At 56.6% G+C, this 17,698-nt stretch carries 18 protein-coding genes; 7 read left to right on the top strand and 11 right to left on the bottom strand.

Features of this window, described 5'->3' with window-relative positions; translation table 11 throughout:
• Positions 1 to 97: 97 nt before the first annotated feature.
• Positions 98 to 1,450: a Gfo/Idh/MocA family protein gene (locus tag SADFL11_RS07980; RefSeq protein WP_322962275.1), complete on the bottom strand. Its 1,353-nt coding sequence runs from the start codon at positions 1,448 to 1,450 to the stop codon at positions 98 to 100.
• A 38-nt stretch (positions 1,451 to 1,488) separates the two neighbouring features.
• On the opposite strand from SADFL11_RS07980, the gene SADFL11_RS07985 reads away from it, so the two are divergent.
• The gene (locus tag SADFL11_RS07985; RefSeq protein WP_040451844.1) at positions 1,489 to 1,977 is read left to right on the top strand and encodes a DUF3429 domain-containing protein; all 489 of its coding nucleotides are present in this window, start codon (positions 1,489 to 1,491) and stop codon (positions 1,975 to 1,977) included.
• Here the strand turns inward: SADFL11_RS07985 and SADFL11_RS07990 are convergent.
• Genes SADFL11_RS07990 through SADFL11_RS08000 form a run of 3 tightly spaced genes read right to left on the bottom strand, consistent with a single transcriptional unit; the run spans position 1,974 to position 4,083 of the window.
• Entirely contained in the window at positions 1,974 to 2,384 is a 411-nt protein-coding gene (locus SADFL11_RS07990; protein ID WP_008194805.1) for a Fur family transcriptional regulator, read from the bottom strand. The two genes, SADFL11_RS07985 and SADFL11_RS07990, sit on opposite strands and share 4 nt — an antisense overlap.
• A gap of 3 nt (positions 2,385 to 2,387) precedes the next feature.
• Entirely contained in the window at positions 2,388 to 3,212 is an 825-nt protein-coding gene (locus tag SADFL11_RS07995; protein ID WP_008196428.1) for a metal ABC transporter permease, read from the bottom strand.
• Complete coding sequence (locus SADFL11_RS08000; protein WP_008189782.1) at positions 3,205 to 4,083, bottom strand: ATP-binding cassette domain-containing protein; 879 nt, start codon at positions 4,081 to 4,083, stop codon at positions 3,205 to 3,207. Before SADFL11_RS08000 ends, SADFL11_RS07995 begins: the two co-directional genes overlap by 8 nt.
• A gap of 159 nt (positions 4,084 to 4,242) precedes the next feature.
• Here SADFL11_RS08000 and SADFL11_RS08005 point away from each other — a divergent pair, with 159 nt between their 5' ends.
• The gene (locus SADFL11_RS08005; protein WP_008194087.1) at positions 4,243 to 5,628 is read left to right on the top strand and encodes a mannose-1-phosphate guanylyltransferase/mannose-6-phosphate isomerase; all 1,386 of its coding nucleotides are present in this window, start codon (positions 4,243 to 4,245) and stop codon (positions 5,626 to 5,628) included.
• 29 nt (positions 5,629 to 5,657) lie between these two features.
• On the opposite strand, the gene SADFL11_RS08010 is transcribed toward SADFL11_RS08005, so the two are convergent.
• Positions 5,658 to 6,023 (bottom strand): hypothetical protein, encoded by a 366-nt coding sequence (locus SADFL11_RS08010; RefSeq protein ID WP_209002765.1) that lies wholly within the window; start codon positions 6,021 to 6,023, stop codon positions 5,658 to 5,660.
• Between the two features lie 298 nt (positions 6,024 to 6,321).
• On the opposite strand from SADFL11_RS08010, the gene SADFL11_RS25705 reads away from it, so the two are divergent.
• Positions 6,322 to 6,450, top strand: coding sequence for a hypothetical protein (locus SADFL11_RS25705; RefSeq protein WP_265936776.1), 129 nt, complete (start codon positions 6,322 to 6,324; stop codon positions 6,448 to 6,450).
• A 59-nt stretch (positions 6,451 to 6,509) separates the two neighbouring features.
• On the opposite strand, the gene SADFL11_RS08015 is transcribed toward SADFL11_RS25705, so the two are convergent.
• The gene (locus SADFL11_RS08015; RefSeq protein WP_008190315.1) at positions 6,510 to 6,884 is read right to left on the bottom strand and encodes a hypothetical protein; all 375 of its coding nucleotides are present in this window, start codon (positions 6,882 to 6,884) and stop codon (positions 6,510 to 6,512) included.
• 271 nt (positions 6,885 to 7,155) lie between these two features.
• Between SADFL11_RS08015 and SADFL11_RS08020 the strand changes: the two genes are divergently transcribed.
• The 4 genes from SADFL11_RS08020 (at position 7,156) to SADFL11_RS08035 (ending at position 13,492) form a co-directional block, all read left to right on the top strand.
• Positions 7,156 to 7,713, top strand: coding sequence for a PadR family transcriptional regulator (locus SADFL11_RS08020; protein ID WP_040453288.1), 558 nt, complete (start codon positions 7,156 to 7,158; stop codon positions 7,711 to 7,713).
• A gap of 22 nt (positions 7,714 to 7,735) precedes the next feature.
• Positions 7,736 to 8,839, top strand: a complete 1,104-nt coding sequence (locus SADFL11_RS08025) for an efflux RND transporter periplasmic adaptor subunit (protein ID WP_008196758.1) — start codon at positions 7,736 to 7,738, stop codon at positions 8,837 to 8,839.
• Positions 8,836 to 12,411, top strand: a complete 3,576-nt coding sequence (locus tag SADFL11_RS25565; protein ID WP_008194971.1) for an efflux RND transporter permease subunit — start codon at positions 8,836 to 8,838, stop codon at positions 12,409 to 12,411. Before SADFL11_RS08025 ends, SADFL11_RS25565 begins: the two co-directional genes overlap by 4 nt.
• A 127-nt stretch (positions 12,412 to 12,538) precedes the next feature.
• Positions 12,539 to 13,492, top strand: coding sequence for a helix-turn-helix domain-containing GNAT family N-acetyltransferase (locus SADFL11_RS08035; protein WP_008195513.1), 954 nt, complete (start codon positions 12,539 to 12,541; stop codon positions 13,490 to 13,492).
• 18 nt (positions 13,493 to 13,510) lie between these two features.
• On the opposite strand, the gene SADFL11_RS08040 is transcribed toward SADFL11_RS08035, so the two are convergent.
• The 5 genes from SADFL11_RS08040 to SADFL11_RS08060 all read right to left on the bottom strand — a co-directional run bounded on the left by SADFL11_RS08040 (position 13,511) and on the right by SADFL11_RS08060 (position 17,606).
• Complete coding sequence (locus SADFL11_RS08040; RefSeq protein ID WP_008188911.1) at positions 13,511 to 14,260, bottom strand: SDR family oxidoreductase; 750 nt, start codon at positions 14,258 to 14,260, stop codon at positions 13,511 to 13,513.
• A gap of 122 nt (positions 14,261 to 14,382) precedes the next feature.
• Positions 14,383 to 14,889, bottom strand: a complete 507-nt coding sequence (locus SADFL11_RS08045; protein ID WP_008191054.1) for a GNAT family N-acetyltransferase — start codon at positions 14,887 to 14,889, stop codon at positions 14,383 to 14,385.
• A 21-nt stretch (positions 14,890 to 14,910) separates the two neighbouring features.
• Positions 14,911 to 15,723 carry a CDP-diacylglycerol--serine O-phosphatidyltransferase gene (pssA, locus tag SADFL11_RS08050; RefSeq protein ID WP_008193244.1) on the bottom strand — a complete coding sequence of 271 codons (813 nt, stop codon included), beginning with the start codon at positions 15,721 to 15,723 and terminating at the stop codon, positions 14,911 to 14,913.
• Positions 15,724 to 15,792: 69 nt separating this feature from the next.
• Complete coding sequence (locus tag SADFL11_RS08055; protein WP_265936777.1) at positions 15,793 to 16,518, bottom strand: phosphatidylserine decarboxylase; 726 nt, start codon at positions 16,516 to 16,518, stop codon at positions 15,793 to 15,795.
• A 137-nt stretch (positions 16,519 to 16,655) separates the two neighbouring features.
• On the bottom strand, positions 16,656 to 17,606 hold the full coding sequence (locus tag SADFL11_RS08060; RefSeq protein ID WP_040451838.1) for a LysR family transcriptional regulator: 951 nt from the start codon (positions 17,604 to 17,606) through the stop codon (positions 16,656 to 16,658).
• Between the last annotated feature and the right edge of the window lie 92 nt (positions 17,607 to 17,698).

Consider the following 17,698-nt stretch of genomic DNA (forward strand, 5'->3'; position numbering starts at 1 on the left):
CCACCACTTGGCTCATCCGCGCCTCTTCAAAGCCGGACAATAAGAGCGGCATCAAGGGCCCGCAACCGGAATTCCCATTGTTTCATTGCGAATTTTATCAGCGCAGAAGGGCTTTGGCCTGGTCCGGGCTGAGCGGAGCTGGCCGTGTGGGCATTTCGCTGATCTTTACGTGTTGGCCGGTTGCAGCTGCGGTCTGAATAGCCTCGATGACATCAACAGTGTGGAGCGCGCGTTCCATGGAACAACGGAAATCGTGCCCGAGGCGCACCGCATTGGCCATATCTGCCAAGCCAGCAGACCGGTAGTTGGCCCGTTCCCGGCCATGGATCTTGAAGTTAGGCAGGCCGAAGGGGTGGTTTTCCTGGTTCAGGACCTCCCGTGTTCCGTCCTTTAGAACCCGAATTACGTCACCGCCAAAAAACACGGGATCCGGCAAAAAGAGCGTTCCCTCGGATCCATAGATTTCCATGGCGGAATGCGCATGTGCCTGAACGTCCCAACTTGCGGAAAAAGCAACTAACGGTCCGTCCATCACGGACAAAGCAGCGTGGATTGTCGTCGGTGTTTCAACGTCGAAAACTTCGCCCTTGCGTGGTCCTTGACCAATTGTCCGGGTTTTAACTGGTGTGCTGGACATCGCCGATACTTGCTCGACCGGCCCAAGCAGATTGAGGACGCTGCATATGAAATAAGGGCCGAAATCAGCCATTGGACCAATGCCGGATGTGTAGAAAAGGTCGGGATTTGGATGCCAGGCCTCCATGCCGTGGTTCATGGCATGAAGCGTTGCGCCGGTGACCTCTCCAATCAGGCCTTCCGAAATGGCCTTTCGGGCCGTTTGCGGCGCCCCGCCCATAAACGTGTCAGGCGCGCATCCGACAAAAAGCCCAAGCTTTTCCGCGTGCTGCCGAACTGCCGCACCTTCTGCCGAGGTGCGCGCAAACGGCTTTTCCGAATAGACATGCTTGCCGTTGTTCAAAATTTCCCGGCTCATCATGGCATGTGCATCGGGCGCCGACAGATTGACGATCACGGAAATGTCTTCTGCCTGAAAGAGGTCATGAACTGTTTCAGCGCGAATATCAAACTCGTCCGCCCGGACCAGCGCGACTTCCCGATTGAGGTCCGCGCACGCCCGCAATTGCAGGCCATTGAACTTCGGGATGAGGTTGAAATAGATCCGTGAGGTCTTGCCGCATCCCAAGATTCCGATACCCAGCTCGTTCGACATGGTGGGCGTCTCCGGCGCTTCCTCTTGGTTGTTTTGCCAGCACCAGTAGACACCGAAGAGGCGGGCTACAGCAAGACGGGCAAAAACAACGAGGTTTCCGTCGTCTGCATCCGAAACGCAGTCCAGAAGATCATGGCTGTGCTCGCTGTTGCTCAGCCAAAACAACCAATACTCAAACTGCATGGAAACAGGATTTGCCTGATCCGGGAATCCTTTCATCACGTAGGCAAAGCAAACGCATTCCCGGAGAAGACTTCATGCCGAACAGTGCCGAAGCAACTGCCCGCATGCTCGTTTCACATGATGACGTGCCGCTGACTGTTTTTCTGCTTACTGCCGCGGGGTTTCTTCCCTTCGGCGCCCTTTCTTTTGGTGCAGTGTTTCTTCCAGCAGAGGCACAGGCTTGGATCTTGCCGGCCCAGCACGTCTACGCTGCCATAATCCTGTCTTTTCTCGGCGGGATTTATTGGGGGTGGGAATTTGCCATGACGTTTGTCCAGTCGCGCCCGGTGTCACCAATGCGGCTGGTGATTGGTGTCCTGCCATCTATCTTCGGCTGGCTCGCTCTGTTCCTGAACGGTATCTGGCCCGGTTTGGCGCTTACCGCCTGTTTCCTGGCATGGCTTGGATACGACCTCTGGCGAACGCAGTCGCATTCCGCACCGCGCTGGTATCCGAAACTGCGCATTCCGGTCACTGTTGCTGTTGCTGTATCACTGATCGCGCCAGTGCTGCTTGCGGCTTAAGCTTGCTGAGACGCTGAACAAGACTTGCAGAGCCCGCGCAACTCGATGGTCGTGCGCGACAATCTGAACTCCTGCTCTTTCGTCCACTTGAGCAAGTCTTCTATCGCACGATCCGGAGAAAACTCCTGAACATTGCCGCAAGTCTCGCAAATCGCAAACGCCGCGGTCTTATGATCCGCGCAACCTTTGTGGCGGCAGGCAACAAAAGCGTTCAGGCTTTCAAGGCGATGGACCAGACCGTAGTCGACCAGCTTGTCCAACGCCCGGTAGACCTGAAGCGGCGCGCGAAACCCCTTCTCACGCAAGTCGTCGAGAAGGGCATAGGCCGTCAGCGGACCGCTGGCGTCAGAAAGTTTGCCGAACACCAGCGCCTGGTTTTTAGTCAGATCCGGATGGGCATGCGCCATGTCCTAAATCCCTCCCCGGTTTTCAGCGGTCAGTTTCTGAATCAACCTTCGAACCGGAAAAAGGCTGAGCACAAAAATTAGCATGGCAGCGACCACAATCGACGGTCCTGACGGGGTATCGTAGTAAAGAGAACCATTGAGCCCTGCAACCACAGCTACCACGCCGGCGAATGCTGCAATAACGGCCATTTGTTCCGGTGACCCTGCCCACCTGCGGGCCGCGGCTGCCGGCAAAATTAGCAGCGCCGTGATCAGGAGCGCGCCGATGATCTTCAACGAAATCGCAATGACAATTGCCGTCAGTAGCATGAAGACCAATTCCGCCCGATCCGGGCGCAATCCTTCTGCCCCGGCAAGATCAGAACTGACAGTCGCCGCAAAAAGTTGACGCCAGATCAGCAGCAGTCCGCCGAGAACAATGGCGCCGCCGCCATAGATCATCGCGATGTCCGTCCTCGTGACCGAAAGTATATCGCCGAACAAAAGCCCTAACAGATCCACTCGAACCCAGGTCATGAAAGCCAGGCAGACAAGGCCGATCGCGAGCGCAGAATGGGACAGCAAACCCAGAAGCGCATCGGACGGCAGAGTATCTCCATGGCGAAGGGCGAGAAGGAGCAGTGCGAGCACAATGGAGACCGCCCCGACAGACAACGTGATGTTGACATCCAGCAACAAGGCCAGCGCCACGCCAAGTAGTGCTGCATGGGAAAGGGTGTCGCCAAAATAGGACATGCGGCGCCAGACCACGAAACATCCCAATGGTCCTGCGACCAAGGCCACGCCAATGCCTGCGATCAACGCCCGCGTGAAAAAATCATCAAGCATCGGCTACACCGCCCGCGACCCGTTTATGAGGGGCTGTTTCGTCCGAAGGCTGTCCCCCGGATATCCCGTGAGCCTCATGTGTATGGTCATGCTCTCCAGGGCAATGATCGCAGACCGTACCGTCTGAATGGCGGACGCGACCATCAGGCAGATGAACATGATCATGATCGTGTTCGTAGACTGCCAACGCACCACCGGCTCTAGTCCCAAACAACTGATGATAATTCTGGTCCCTGCTAACATCGGATGGGGTGCCGCGACAGCAGACATGACCATTCAGGCACACCACCTGATCCGCCGCTGCCATGACCACGTGCAGATCGTGCGAAATCATCAAGATGCCGCATCCGATCGTCTTCCGGATTTCGGAAATCAGGCTGTAAATCGCAATCTCGCCGGCATAATCGACGCCTTGAACAGGCTCATCCAGAACAAGGAGATCCGGCGACCGCGCAATAGCCCGGGCCAGCATCACCCGTTGCAGCTCGCCGCCAGACAGCGTGCGCATTTCCTCGCCCACCAATCGGGCCGCACCGGTACGTTCGAGCGCGACCATGCATTCGGCATCGGACAAAGGGTTGGTGAGCCGCATGAACCTTTTGACATTTAGCGGCAGCGTCCAGTCTATCGAAAGTTTCTGTGGAACATACCCAACGGAGAGACCGTGGCGCCTGACTGCAAATCCTTCTGTTGGCTTATGGATCCCCAACGCCATCTTCGCCGTCGTCGACTTCCCGGACCCGTTCGGACCTATCAGGGTAACAATTTCACCGGGTGAAACGGTCAAATCGACACCGCGCACAAGCCAGCTGCCGCTCTTTTGGATCCCGGCCCGGGTCAACTGCACCAGATTGTCGGCTGCTTCGCTCATTAACTTCGCCTTGTGGGAACGGCTTGCCCCGATTTGTTATATTATTACGTAAGTACTGTTTCGTGTCTCCGGTTGCAAGCTGGTGCTGCAACGTTAACACTTCCCTGCAAACTATCCGCTTACAAACAAGCATTGAATTTCACATCAGGAATCGGCTCGATGATTTATCCCTGCATTTTGTCTGGTGGTATTGGATCCCGCCTTTGGCCCCTGTCCCGCAAAGACCGCCCAAAACAATTTTTGCCGATATTCGGCGGCGAGAGCCTGTTCCAAAAGACCTGCAAGCGGGTCTCCGGCGAAGGTTTTTCCAATCCGATCGTAATCGGTGGTGACAGCCATCGCTTCTTGATGGGCGAACAGCTTGCCGAGATCGACACTGCGGCAACAACGATCCTGCTGGAACCGGTGGGCCGGAACACCGCCCCACCTGCCCTCATGGCCGCTCTGCTGGCGTATGAGCAGGATCCGAATGCCCTGATCCTGCTTCTTCCGTCAGACCACCTGATCGGCAAGGAAGATGTGTTCATGACGGCGGTCCACCATGCGCGGGACGCTGCCCTGTCGGGCAAAATCGTCACATTTGGCATCACGCCGACCGAGCCCAACACAGGATACGGGTATATCAAACTTGAGCCGGGCAGCGACCCGATTCGCGGCGTGGCAGCTTTTGTTGAAAAGCCGGACCTTGAGCGGGCAAAAGCCTTTTTGGCCGATGGTGCCCATGTCTGGAATGCAGGGATTTTTCTCTATTCAGCGAAGACAATGATCCAGGCCTTCAAGACTTATCAACCGGCTTTGTCAGAGGCGATTACCGCGCTGATGGCCACCCGCCATGGTGATCTCGACTTCACCCGTCTCGATGAGGACGGCTTTGCAGCTCTGGAAAACATCTCAATCGACTATGCGATCATGGAAAAGGCAGACAACGTAGTCTGCGCGCCGATGGCTCCGGACTGGGATGATCTCGGCTCGTGGTCAGCGATCTGGGGTGTACTTGACAAAGACGGCAGCGGAAACTCGGCGATCGGTGATGCCCGTTTCCTCGACTGCAAGGAATGCCTTGCCTATGCCGACCAACGGCTGGTGTCCGTCATCGGCCTGGAAGATGTCATGGTGATTGCGACCACAGACAGTGTGCTGGTTGCCCACAAGGACAAGGCGCAGGATGTAAAGAAGGTGGTCGAGCAGCTGGAATCGGAAGGGCGCAGCGAAACCGAACGCCATCCGCGCACCTACCGTCCCTGGGGCTATACGGAGCGCATCAATGCGGGCGACCGTTTTGCAGTTCAGTCCATGATGATCAAACCTGGAAAGCGCCTCAGCCTTCAAAGCCATTTGCACCGGGCCGAGCATTGGGTCGTTGTTTCCGGGACGCTGGAGATCACCATCAACGGTCAGGTGAGCCTTCTGACGGAAAACCAGTCCGCATATGTCCCGCTCGGAGCGCAGCATACTCTGCACAATCCCGGCCGCATTCCGGTTCGAATGATCGAGGTGCAATCCGGAACCTACCTTCAGGAAGACGATATCGTCCGCCACTCCTAAAGGAGCGGCGCTCCCCCAGCCAACGGACGTTAAAGGTCCTTCAGCTTGGCACTGACTTCGCGAAGCGTAAGCTTGTCTGCGGATGGCGGCGCAACGGAATGGCTGCCCAGCCCTGTGATACGTTCCGAGGCGTGCTTCAGGTTGTGGTCCACGCGCTCCAGAACCATGCTCGGCATGCGCAGAGCTGCTGTGTAGACAACGATCGCCTCATTAACAGACGCCTCAAAGTTGATGCTGGCAACCGCCACGTAGACCGTTTCAGCCATCTGAGCGAGCTCTTCAGCATCTTCAACCACTGGCTTTATCATGGTCACAGTCTGATCGGGATTAAGACCTACCCAAACCGCTCCAGAGATAAAAACGAACGCAAAAACAAGGATATGAAAATTTCTCAAGAAATATCCCACCACAACCCCCACGGTAGGTTAACAACTCATTAACACGTTAATGTTGGTAATTGTGGGTGCACCAAAACGCAAGATGGCAGCCTGTTTGCGCGCCAGTATTTTCCCTGTGATGGTTAACGGCAGGGCGATACCGACCACAAACAAAGACGCAATTTAGAGGCGAGCTCTTACCTCAAATTGCCGATCGATAAAGTTTTACAGGAAGAATTACCGTAGTTTTACGGAGTGCCCCCTTACAACGCGGCAGAAGTTCAAGGAGATACACATGTTCGACAGGAGCGGCGAAATGAGACTTTCGTCACTGGGTTTGCTGCTCATTTTGGCAGCATGTGTCATGACGCTGTTTATTCAGCCAAGCCCGCAATATCAGGTCGACCCGCAGACCGTCGGCGCCTTTTTCGGCCGATCTGAATAGCAGTCATTGTGACCCATCTACAGGTTGGTCACTCGGAACCGCGGCGTTATTTATCGCGCTTATCGAACATCAAAGCGATGCGCCCGCACCGTATCTACCTTTACCGGGATCGGCTCAAGTCTCGGCTCAAACAGCGAAGGCAATTTTGAACCCGGTCCGCCTTTTGTTTGATCAGCCCCGAGAAGCATGATCGCGGAGCCGACAACAACCGACACCAGTGTAATGACCAATCCGGCGACAAGCATGAGTATCGGCACCAGAGGGCTGTCATCGCCTCTGATCAAAACTGTCAGATTGCCGATGTTCGAATAAAGAATTCCGCCGACCATCAGCCCGGAAATCCCAATACCCGCCAAACTGTTTACGACCAGGAGCCGGAAAAACGGATCCTTTGGCAGAAACCGTTTTGCGATTGCATCTACTTTCACGGTCATTTCTGAAGCCCTCTGTCGTTCGACGCCTTTGTAAAAGCCTAGGGCTCGGCTTTGTGGGCGCAACCTGTCAAATCCGCGCAGTATCTATGTGTCGTACAAGTTCCATTAAGGATCCGCTTTCTTTTTCGCGGCGTAGACCTTGCGGAATGCTGGCTTGATATATATTAGTTCGATATATCGATCCGGTATATGACAGTTTTGCGAATGCTGCGAGCAGAGCAACTCGCAGATTTGCTGTTGGCGGCATCGACAGATGCTGAAGGAGCCAATCATGAGTGTGCGCGGTTTGTGCCTAGCCATACTGTCCGGTGGGGACGCCACCGGATACGAAATACGCAAAGAATCGACAGAAGGCCGGTTCAGCTATTTCGACGACGCAAGCTTTGGCTCCATCTACCCTGCCCTGGCGCGCCTGGAAGCGGAAGGCATGGTCACCGCGCGTGAGGAACCGCAAGCCGGAAAACCATCCCGCAAGGTCTATTCCATCACACAGGCCGGGCGAGATGAATTCATCCGGTCCCTGTGCGAACCGCAAGCGCCAGACACTTTTAAATCTCCCTTCCTGTTGATTGCCTTGAACGCTGCAAAACTTCCGCCGGATGTCCTCCGCCGTGCGCTTGAACGCCGTAAGGCGCAGGTTCACGAAGAACTGCGCCTGTTAAGCGGAATTGATAATGAGAACGGATGCACACATGCAGGCTCTGACTGGACCCGAGATTACGGGATAGCCTGCATGAATTTCACACTCCGCTACCTCGAAGACCACGGGGAAGCCCTTATTAAGATCGCCGAAGACGCAGCTGCCCCCTCCCAGGCCGCTGCCGAGTAAGCCCGATTTGGAGACCTCCGAAATGCGTATCAAGTTTTCCTATATCCTCGCTGCCGGCCTTGCCGCCGGTATTGGCGCGTGGATGTACAGCGGCACCGTGGTGATCGGTGGCGTTGGCGACGGTGAAAACGCCGCGCCTTCTCCAGCTCAGCGCATCGCACAAGCCACGGACAATCTCTTCAAGGTACAGGTTGTTACCCTGACGGCCGAGGAACGTCAGGCTGTTCTGGAAGTGCGTGGCCGAACTGAAGCGGAAGCCAAGGTTGCTGTTCGCTCCCACATCACGGACGACGTCGTCGACCGTCCGGCGCGTGAGGGCGCGCGGGTGTCTGCTGGAGACATCTTGTGTGTTCTTGACCGCGGCGCGCGGGAATCTCGTGTTCTTGAAGCCAAGGCTGCAGTTGCGGAGGCGGAGATGCTGAAAGAGGCAGCTACGCAGCTGAGTAGCAAGGGTTTCACTGCCGAGACGCGGGTTATGACGGTTCAGGCACAACATGATGCGGCCAAAGCTCGGTTGGAAGAAGCCGAACGAGCCTTGCGCCAGACCGTAATCCGTTCTCCGATTGATGGTGTGATCGAAAGCCCGATGGCCGAAATCGGCGCCCAACTCGACAAGGGCAGCATCTGCGCCACTGTCGTGAATTCCGATCCGATGATCGCTATTGGAGATGTGAGCGAATTGAACATCAGCCAGATCTCTCTGAACATGCCGGCAGACGTCGTGCTTGTTACCGGTGAGAACCTGGAAGGACACGTCCGCTACATTTCACCTTCCGCTAATCCCGACACCCGCACCTTCCGGATTGAGGTTGAAATCCCGAACGAAGACGGTGTCGCCCGCGACGGCGTTACAGCAGTCAGCCGGCTGCCATTGCCCGTCGAGAAAGCTCACAAGATCTCGCCAGCCATCCTGACGTTGAACGACACTGGGCAAGTTGGCATCCGTGGCGTCGGTGAAGACAACGTCACCGTATTCTATCCGGTCAACGTCCTTGGCGGCGAACAGGACGGTATGTGGGTGGGCGGCCTACCTGAAACGGTCAATGCAATCGTGGTCGGACAGGAATACGTTTCTGATGGCGTTCTCGTGGATCCGGTGTTTGAAACCGCGGAGATCAGCCAATGATCAATATGCTCGAAGGAATTCTACGCCGTCCAAAGACGGTCTTCGTGTTAATGCTCGCGCTGCTGGCCGCAGGGGTCATGACCTATGTGTCGATCCCCAAGGAAGACAGCCCCGACATCGATCTCCCGATCTTCTATATCTCGATCACCCAGCAGGGCATTTCTCCGGAAGATGCCGAGCGCCTGCTTGTGCGGCCGATGGAAACCGAACTGCGCGGGTTGGATGGCCTGAAGGAAATCACTGCGATTGCCTCTGAAAGCCATGCCGGTATCGTTCTGGAGTTCGACATCTCGTTCGACAAGGACGAGGCCCTTGCAGACGTCCGCGACAAGGTCGACCAGGCCAAGGGTGAATTGCCTGCCGACGCAGAAGAGCCGACGATCACGGAAATGAACTTTGCCCTTGCCCCGACCATGTTCGTGGCGCTCTCCGGCAATGTCCCTGAACGTACGCTCTATCAGCATGCGCGGCGTTTGAAAGACCAGATTGAGGCGGTCGACACCGTCCGCTCTGCCGATCTTTCCGGCCACCGGGAAGAGCTCCTGGAAGTCCTGATCGACACCCAGAAGCTGGAATCTTATGCGATCACCCAGCAAGAGCTTTTGAACACGCTGACCGCCAACAACCAGCTGGTTCCAGCCGGTTTCATTGACGGCGGCAAAGGGCGCTTCAACGTCAAGGTTCCGGGCCTTATTGAAAACGCGGCTGACGTCTACAGCCTGCCGCTAAAGCAAAGTGGTGAAGGTGTCGTGACCCTAGCCGACGTTGCTGAGATCCGCAGAACCTTCAAGGATGCAGATTCCTACACCCGCGTAAACGGCAAACCAGCCATCGCGCTGGAAGTCACCAAGCGGATCGGCACGAACATCATCGAGAACAACGCAGCTGTGCGGGCGGTTGTCGAGGAAGCCTCAAAAGACTGGCCGGAGACGATCCAGGTCGACATCCTGCTCGATCAGTCCGACAACATCTATGAAGTCCTCGGCTCTCTGCAGTCCTCGATCCTGACCGCGATCTTCCTGGTCATGATCCTGGTGCTGGCAGCGCTTGGCATGCGATCCGCACTGCTCGTGGGTCTTGCGATCCCGACATCCTTCATGGTGGGCTTCCTGATCCTCGGCGGTATTGGCTACACGGTCAACACAATGGTCATGTTCGGCCTCGTTCTGACCGTTGGCCTGCTCGTCGATGGCGCCATCGTGATGACAGAGTATGCCGACCGGAAGGTGCATGAGGGCATGGAGGACCGCGAGGCCTATATCCGTGCTGCCAAGCTCATGTTCTGGCCGATTGTCTCGTCCACCGCGACAACCCTTGTGGCCTTCCTGCCAATGCTTTTGTGGCCGGGTGTTGCCGGTGAATTCATGAGCTACCTGCCCATCATGGTGATCATCGTTCTGGCGGCCTCGCTGGTCACGGCGATGGTGTTCCTGCCGGTGACCGGTGGCGTGCTGGCAGATGTCTCGCATTGGCTCGGCCGCCACGCAGCTGCCTTGCTGGCCGTGACAATTGCAGCCGGCGGTGCATTTGCGATTGGAAGCGGTCCGTTGGTGCCGGGTCTTCTGGCAGGCGCCCTTCCTGAGGGTGTGGTTCCGCTGGTCAGTGTTTTGGCCGGGTTGGTCACGTTCGTTGCACTTGGCTACGTCTCCTATCGGATCTTGCGTCCGTTCGTGCGCTGGTCGCAGGAACGGGCTGCTGTTCGTGCCGCAAAGGACCGCGCGGAAGCCGAACTTCTGTCCGGCAAGTCCCACTTCGATGTGAAGAAGGTCAAAGGCTTCACCGGCTTTTATGTCCGTTTCCTGAAGCTGCTCGCCGGGAACCCGATTGGCAACATCGTGACGATCGTCGCAATGATTGCCGTGTGTGGCTACATCATGATGTCCTTCGCCTCCAATCCGACCGGCGTGGAATTCTTCGTCGATGAGGAGCCGGATCAGGCGGTCGTTCTGATCTCTGGACGGGGCAACATGTCTGCTGCGGAAGCACTTGAGCAGGTTGCCAAGGTGGAAGCGGAAGTAATGGAGGTCGCAGGTGTGGCCCACATCGTCACCACTGCCTTCACACCGGGAGGCTCTTCGGGTGGCCCATCTGTTGGCGGTGTCCAGGACAAGCCTGCCGATGTCATGGGCGAACTACAGCTCGAACTTGCAAATTTCTGCTGCCGGCGGGAAGCCAAGGAGATCTTTGCAGACATCCGCGAACGCACGGCTTCCATTCCGGGCATCAAGGTGGAAACCCGCAAGATCGAGGGTGGCCCGCCGACCGGTAAAGACATCCAGCTTGAGCTGAAGTCGACGGATTACGACACGCTGGTTGAGAACGTTGCCCGCGTCCGCAATCATCTGAACGGTGTTGAAGCGCTGATCGACCAGGAAGACGACCGTCCGCTGCCGGGGATTGAATGGCAAATTGCCATCGACCGCGAACAGGCCGGTCGTTACCAGGCTCATATCGCCTCGGTCGGCAACATGGTTCAGCTGGTGACCAATGGCGTCCTGATCGGCAAATACCGTCCGAACGACAGCGAGGACGAGGTCGACATTCGTGTCCGCTTGCCGGAAGACGAACGCACGATCGACCGGTTTGACCAACTGCGTCTTCAAACGTCGCTCGGTCTTGTGCCGCTGGCAAACTTCGTCGACCGCTCTCCGGCCCAGAAGGTTTCGGAAATCGTCCGCCGCGATGGCCTCTATTCGATGATGGTCAAGGCAACGGTCAACCCTGCTTCCGGGTCCACACCGGATGAACAGGTTGGTGAGCTGGAGAAGTGGCTGGACGCGCAAACCTGGCCGGACAACGTGTATCTGCAGTTCCGCGGCGCCGATGAGGACCAAAAGGAATCGGGTGAGTTCCTGATGAAGGCGATGGTTGGATCGCTCTTCTTGATGTTCCTCATCCTTCTGACGCAATATAACTCGTTCTATCAGACCTTCCTGACCCTCTCCACGGTGGTCCTGTCGGTCTTTGGCGTGTTGCTCGGGATGATGGTTACGGGCCAGAAATTCTCGATCATCATGACCGGGACCGGGGTCGTGGCACTTGCCGGGATTGTCGTGAACAACGCGATTGTTCTGATCGATACGTATAACCGGTTCATCGACGACGGACTTGATCCGCTGGAGGCAATCCTGAAAACCTCAGCACAGCGGATCCGGCCGATCCTGTTGACAACGATCACCACGATCGCCGGGCTGATCCCGATGGCGACACAGATCAACTTCGACTTCGCCAATCAGGTGACCGCTTATGGCGGCATCACCGCGGTGTGGTGGGTCCAGCTGTCGACAGCGGTGATTTCAGGTCTCGCCTTCTCTACAATCCTGACACTGATCATGATCCCGGTCATGATTGCGCTGCCAAGTGTCTGGGTCGGCTCGGCGCGATCCATCGCACAGCGGTTCCGGCGCAAACCTGCTCCGGCCACCGCAGCCACCACTGACGCTGACCAGGATGTGGAGTGGACGGATCCGGAACAAGAGAAGGAACGCCCTGCTGCCAAAGTGGTGTCGATGCCAAAACCTGCGCCGCCGAAGGTACCGAACCAGGAAGAACTCCCGCACGCGGCCGAGTAGACCTCCAGTAAATGCCGCTTGTGGAAGAGGCCGCCGGTTTCCGGCGGCCTTTTCTTTTTTCAGCTTGCTGTCTGACCGCTCATTGCTTATATAGTTGCTTAATACAACTATTTCGGATGTTAAAGTCATGACACCACAGGCCCCTCACCTCATCGAAGACATTCGTGCAGCGTCCAGAAAACTGGTGCGCGAGTTTGGCTTTCTGGAAAAGACGATCGCAGGAACAGATCTTTCCGGCTCGGGGGTTCACGCAATCATAGAAATTGGCCTCACCCCCAGCCTGACGGCAAAGGAGTTGGGTGCGCGGCTCAAGCTGGAAAAGTCCACGATCAGCCGTCTTCTGAAGTCGCTGGAAACTCGGGGCGAAATCGTACAAACCCAATCCAAGACCGATGGACGAGCCTTCCAGCTCCACCTCACCCCAAAGGGCAAAGACACTTGGATGGCGATCAACCGGTTTGGAGACAATCAGGCCCGCACCGCCCTTGCCAACATCACGGGCGTCGACACGGCGACAATCGCCAACGCCCTCACCTCTTATGCCCAGGCCCTTGGCAGCGACGCCTCCAAAGCTGCGCCTGACGGAACACAGTATCCGGTTGTCGAAGGCTATCAGACCGGCATGATCGGTGACATTTCGGCATTGCACGCCCGGACACATGGCCCGATTGTCGGAATGGGACCGGCCTTTGAAAGGGTTGTTTCTCAAGCCATGGCGGAATTCATGCCGCGGGTCTACCGGCCGATGAACAACAGCTGGAGCGTCTTGGAGAATGAAGCCGTGATCGGGTCCATCACAATTGACGGAGAAGACCTGAGCAACAACATTGCCCACCTGCGCTGGTTCATCCTGTCTGAACGTTTGCGCGGCAAGGGGCTCGGCAAAGTGCTCCTCAACAAAGCGTTGGCGCATTGCGATCGCCTCGGCTTCAACGAAATCCATCTCTGGACCCTGAAGGGTTTGGACGCCGCACGGGCCCTTTATGAAAAAAACGGCTTTGACCTGGCAGAGGAATATCTTGGCGATCAGTGGGGCCACGAGGTCATGGAGCAGAAATTCATCAGGAAGCGGCCCGCATAGTGCGGGCCGTTGCCAGGGTCATGTTTTGGAGATGGAATTGCCGCCGTCACACAACATGGCAGACCCAGTGACAAAGGAGCCCGCATCGGACAAAAGGAACATCGCCGCTCTGGCGATTTCCTCCGGTTCAGCCATACGTTTCAGCGCATGCATCCCCTTCACAAATTCAAGAAACTCAGGGTCGTCTCCTGCCATATCCGTTTTCGTCCCTCCGGGAAGCAGTGCATTGACCCGAATATTGGCGGGACCGCATTCCGCGGCCAGACATTGGGTCAGGCCAATCAGTCCGGCCTTTGACGCGGCATAAGCTGCCATCCCCGGCATGCCAACCGTGTGTCCGACAAAGGTGGAGGTGAATACGATGGCTCCTCCGCCGTTTTCCCGAAGGGCCGGAACCTGGTGTTTGGCTGCAAGAAAACAGCTTGTCAGGTTCGTATTCAAAACAGTATTCCACGCTTCCTGGCGCATGTCCTCAACGGGACCCAGATCGCCCAGGATCCCTGCATTGTTAAATGCACCGTCAAGTCCGCCGAAATGATCCTTTGCAGCCTCAACAAGACCTTTGGCGCAGTGCGGATCGTTTACATCTCCAGGCACAATCAACACCCGGTCCGCGTCATCGCCCACACTATTCCTGACCTCTTCGAGACGATCGACTCGCCTTGCCGTGATCACCAGATTGGCGCCAGCTTCGGCAAACAGCTTCACAGCCGCTGCACCGATTCCACTGCTGGCACCCGTGATAAGTATTGTTTTGTCTTGCAACATTTTAAGTCCCTCGTTGAAGTGAGGGAGCTTAATTGACGCACAATTCGCCACCGAGAAACCCGATTTCCGAGCCCGGTTTTAATACAAACTTATTGGAGGTCAGTTTGAGAGGACGGAGAGTTCTAGCCCCAGAGGGACGGATCCTGCCAGACGCCGGATACGACCAGAGTGCCTTCTATCTGGTCCGCTCCTGTCCCGAACGACAGGGACTGCCAAGCATCCGCCCAGTCTTCAGGCATTGGATAAGGCGGGCGAATCGCGCGTTCAGCCGCGAAGCCGAAACGGCCATAATATCGCGGATCCCCAAGCACCAGGACCTGATCAATTGCGCGCTTTTGCAGACGTTTGAACCCCTCGCGAACCAGGGCGGTGCCGATCCCTTGTTTATGCCGTTCCGGGTCCACGCATAGCGGGGCCAAAAGAGCGGCAGACACATCGCCAACACTGCATATCGTAAATGCGACATGGCCGACGACTTTGCCGTCGTCTTCCGCAACGAGTGAGAGAACATCGACGGATCCGGTCACCAAAGACCGGACCACCGGCAGAAGATCCTCTTCCGGAAATGCTGCCGGATAGATCCGCTCCAGGCTCTGCAGATCTCCTTTGGTGCTTACACGAAAGATCATATCGCCGGTACCGTATCGCGGTTAGCTGCCGTGATCCTTGTCACGGTCTGCAATGTTGTCGAGATCCGTATCGCTTTCATCGCCATCTTCATCGATGCTCTTGCCTGTGTCGGCCAGGACAAGCTTGCGGTGTTGCTGCCAGGAAAACGGAATGCTCAAGAGATAAAGCACCGACCCGCCTGCCAGCATCCGGAACGGATAGCTGGCCGTCAGTGCAACGATCAGAACGGCAAAGACAAACAGCGGCAGGACATAGTCCCGGCGCACTCGCGTACCGAAATTCTTGCCGGAAAATGTCGGCAGCCGGCTGATCAGAAGGAAAGCAATTGCGATTGTGTAAGCGGCGACCACGGCACTGTCTGCAAACCAGTGCGGAAACAGGCCAAGAAAGTCGAAATAAAGCGGCAAAAGCACGGTCAATGCACCGGCAGGTGCTGGAACGCCGGTAAAGAATTTAGAAGCCCAGGCCGGTTTGTCCGGATCGTCCAAGGCCACATTGAACCTTGCCAGACGCAGAGCAGCGCAAATGGCAAATATCAGAGCGGAAATCCAGCCGAGCGATCCGGCTTCATTCAGGATCCATATGTAGAGCATCAGCGCCGGCACAACGCCGAAATTGACGAAATCGGCCAGCGAATCCAGCTCAGCGCCGAATTTCGATGTGCCTTTCATCAGCCGCGCGACCCGGCCATCCAACCCATCCAGAACTGCGGCAATCAAAACCGCACCAACGGCAAACTCCCAACGGCCTTCAAAAGCCATGCGGACTGCCGTCAGCCCGGAACATAATGCCAAAAGCGTCACCATGTTCGGCACAATCAGGCGCAGCGGCACCTTGCGAAAGCGGGGCTGGCGCTTGGTCTTAACGGGTGTGGGGCCGGTATCCTCGATCACGATCGCGCCTTAACTCACCCGGGTTAGTGTGGGTGCCGGAGCCTGCGGCTGATTGAGGTCTGCCAGGACAGTTTCACCCGCAATCATGGTTTGACCAAGCGCGACCTTTGGCACCGTACCGGCCGGGAAGTAGACATCAAGCCGGGAGCCGAAGCGGATCAAACCGAAGCGTTCGCCGGCGAAAAGGTGTTCACCTTCCTTCACAAAACAGACGATCCGACGCGCGACCAAGCCTGCAATCTGGACCACGCCAATGTTCGTGCCGTTGTGATCAATCACCAGACCGTTGCGTTCGTTGTCGTCACTGGCCTTGTCGAGCTCCGCGTTGAGGAACTTGCCTGCACGGTATGCGACCCGAACAATCTTGCCGCCAACGGGTGCCCGGTTCACATGGCAATTGAAGACGTTCATGAAGATCGAAACCCGCACCAAAGGTTCAGCACCCAGCTCAAGCTCTTCTGGCGGGCGAACTGGACCCACATGACTTACGACGCCATCCGCCGGGGAAATCACCAACCCGTCGCCCACGGGGGTCACCCTTTGCGGATCCCGGAAAAAATAGCAGACCCAACCTGTGAAAAAGAGACCGATCCAAAACAAAGGATCGACGAACCAGCCGACAACCAGGGTCGCAACCAGCGCAATGGCCACGAAAGGCCAGCCTTCACGGTGAACTGGGACCAGGGATTTCGTTACGGAATCGACAATCGACATAGTTCTGCTTTCAGCATCCACAAACGGGCAGGATCATTTACGAGCGGCGAAGATCTCACCGCAAATTGCTCATTGGTAGCCGAGCGCACCTATTGCGCAGGGCCACTGCCCCGCTTCTAGAAGCTTTTTTTCTCTATGAGAACCGTTTTCGGGGCAGTTCAGGCGCTTTTTGCCGGAGCAGTACCGATACCGGCTGCCACGGCATCCCGGTAATCGCTCTCCCAATAGGCTGGTTTGCCGTATTTGGAGATCAGAAAATCGACAAAAACACTGACCTTGGGCGGCACAAAGCGTGTTGGCGGATAAACCGCCCAAATCGCCCCGACACGGGCAACCGGATAGTCTTCCATCACGGCCACCAGCCGCCCGTCCCGCAGATCCTCCCACACATGAGCAAGCGATTTCAGGCTCAGTCCAAGGCCATGGATCGCGGCATCATACGTCAGATCACCGCTGTCGCCCTTGATGACGGGTTTCTTCAACTCAAAACCGACCTCCCCGTCCGGGCCATCGAAATACCAAACCGGGACGGAGGCCATGCTGATGCAATCGTGGTTGTTCAGGTCTTCAGGCGTTTTGGGCCGCCCTTTTCGGGCAAGGTAATCGGGAGATGCGCACAACGCTCTCGGATTGCCGCCCAGCCGTCGGGCGAGAAGTGAGCTGTCGGCAAGCGGCGCGCCCCGGATGGCCATGTCGTAGCCTTCCTGTACGACATCTACCATCCGGTCTGAAATATCCATTTCAATCTGGACATCCGGGTAAAGGCTACGGAATTCGACGAGATGCGGAAGAATGTGTTTCCGGCCAAAGAAGGTGTTGCACGAAATGCGCAACGCGCCTTGCGGCGAATCCTGCGTCGCCTCGAGCGCTTGCCGTGCCTGCTGCAGCTCATGGATCGCGGACCGCGCATGATCAAGAAGGACGCGCCCAGCTTCAGTCAGTGCTGTTTTCCGGGTTGTTCTTGCAAAAAGTTGGGCTCCAAACGTCTTTTCCAAATTGGTTAGCCGAGCACTTGCTGCCGATGGCGACAATCCGATCTCCCGGCCTGCACCTGACAAGCTGCCAAGCTCAGCGACCCTGATAAAGAACTCCAAATCGTCTAGACGCATTATACCAAACTTTCGAAATATCCTTACGATATAAGCCACATTCTTCAAGTACACGCAATATGGGACAACATCTCCACCGAACCGAAGGAGAC

Source organism: Roseibium alexandrii DFL-11, assembly GCF_000158095.2.
GTDB classification, from domain to species: domain Bacteria; phylum Pseudomonadota; class Alphaproteobacteria; order Rhizobiales; family Stappiaceae; genus Roseibium; species Roseibium alexandrii.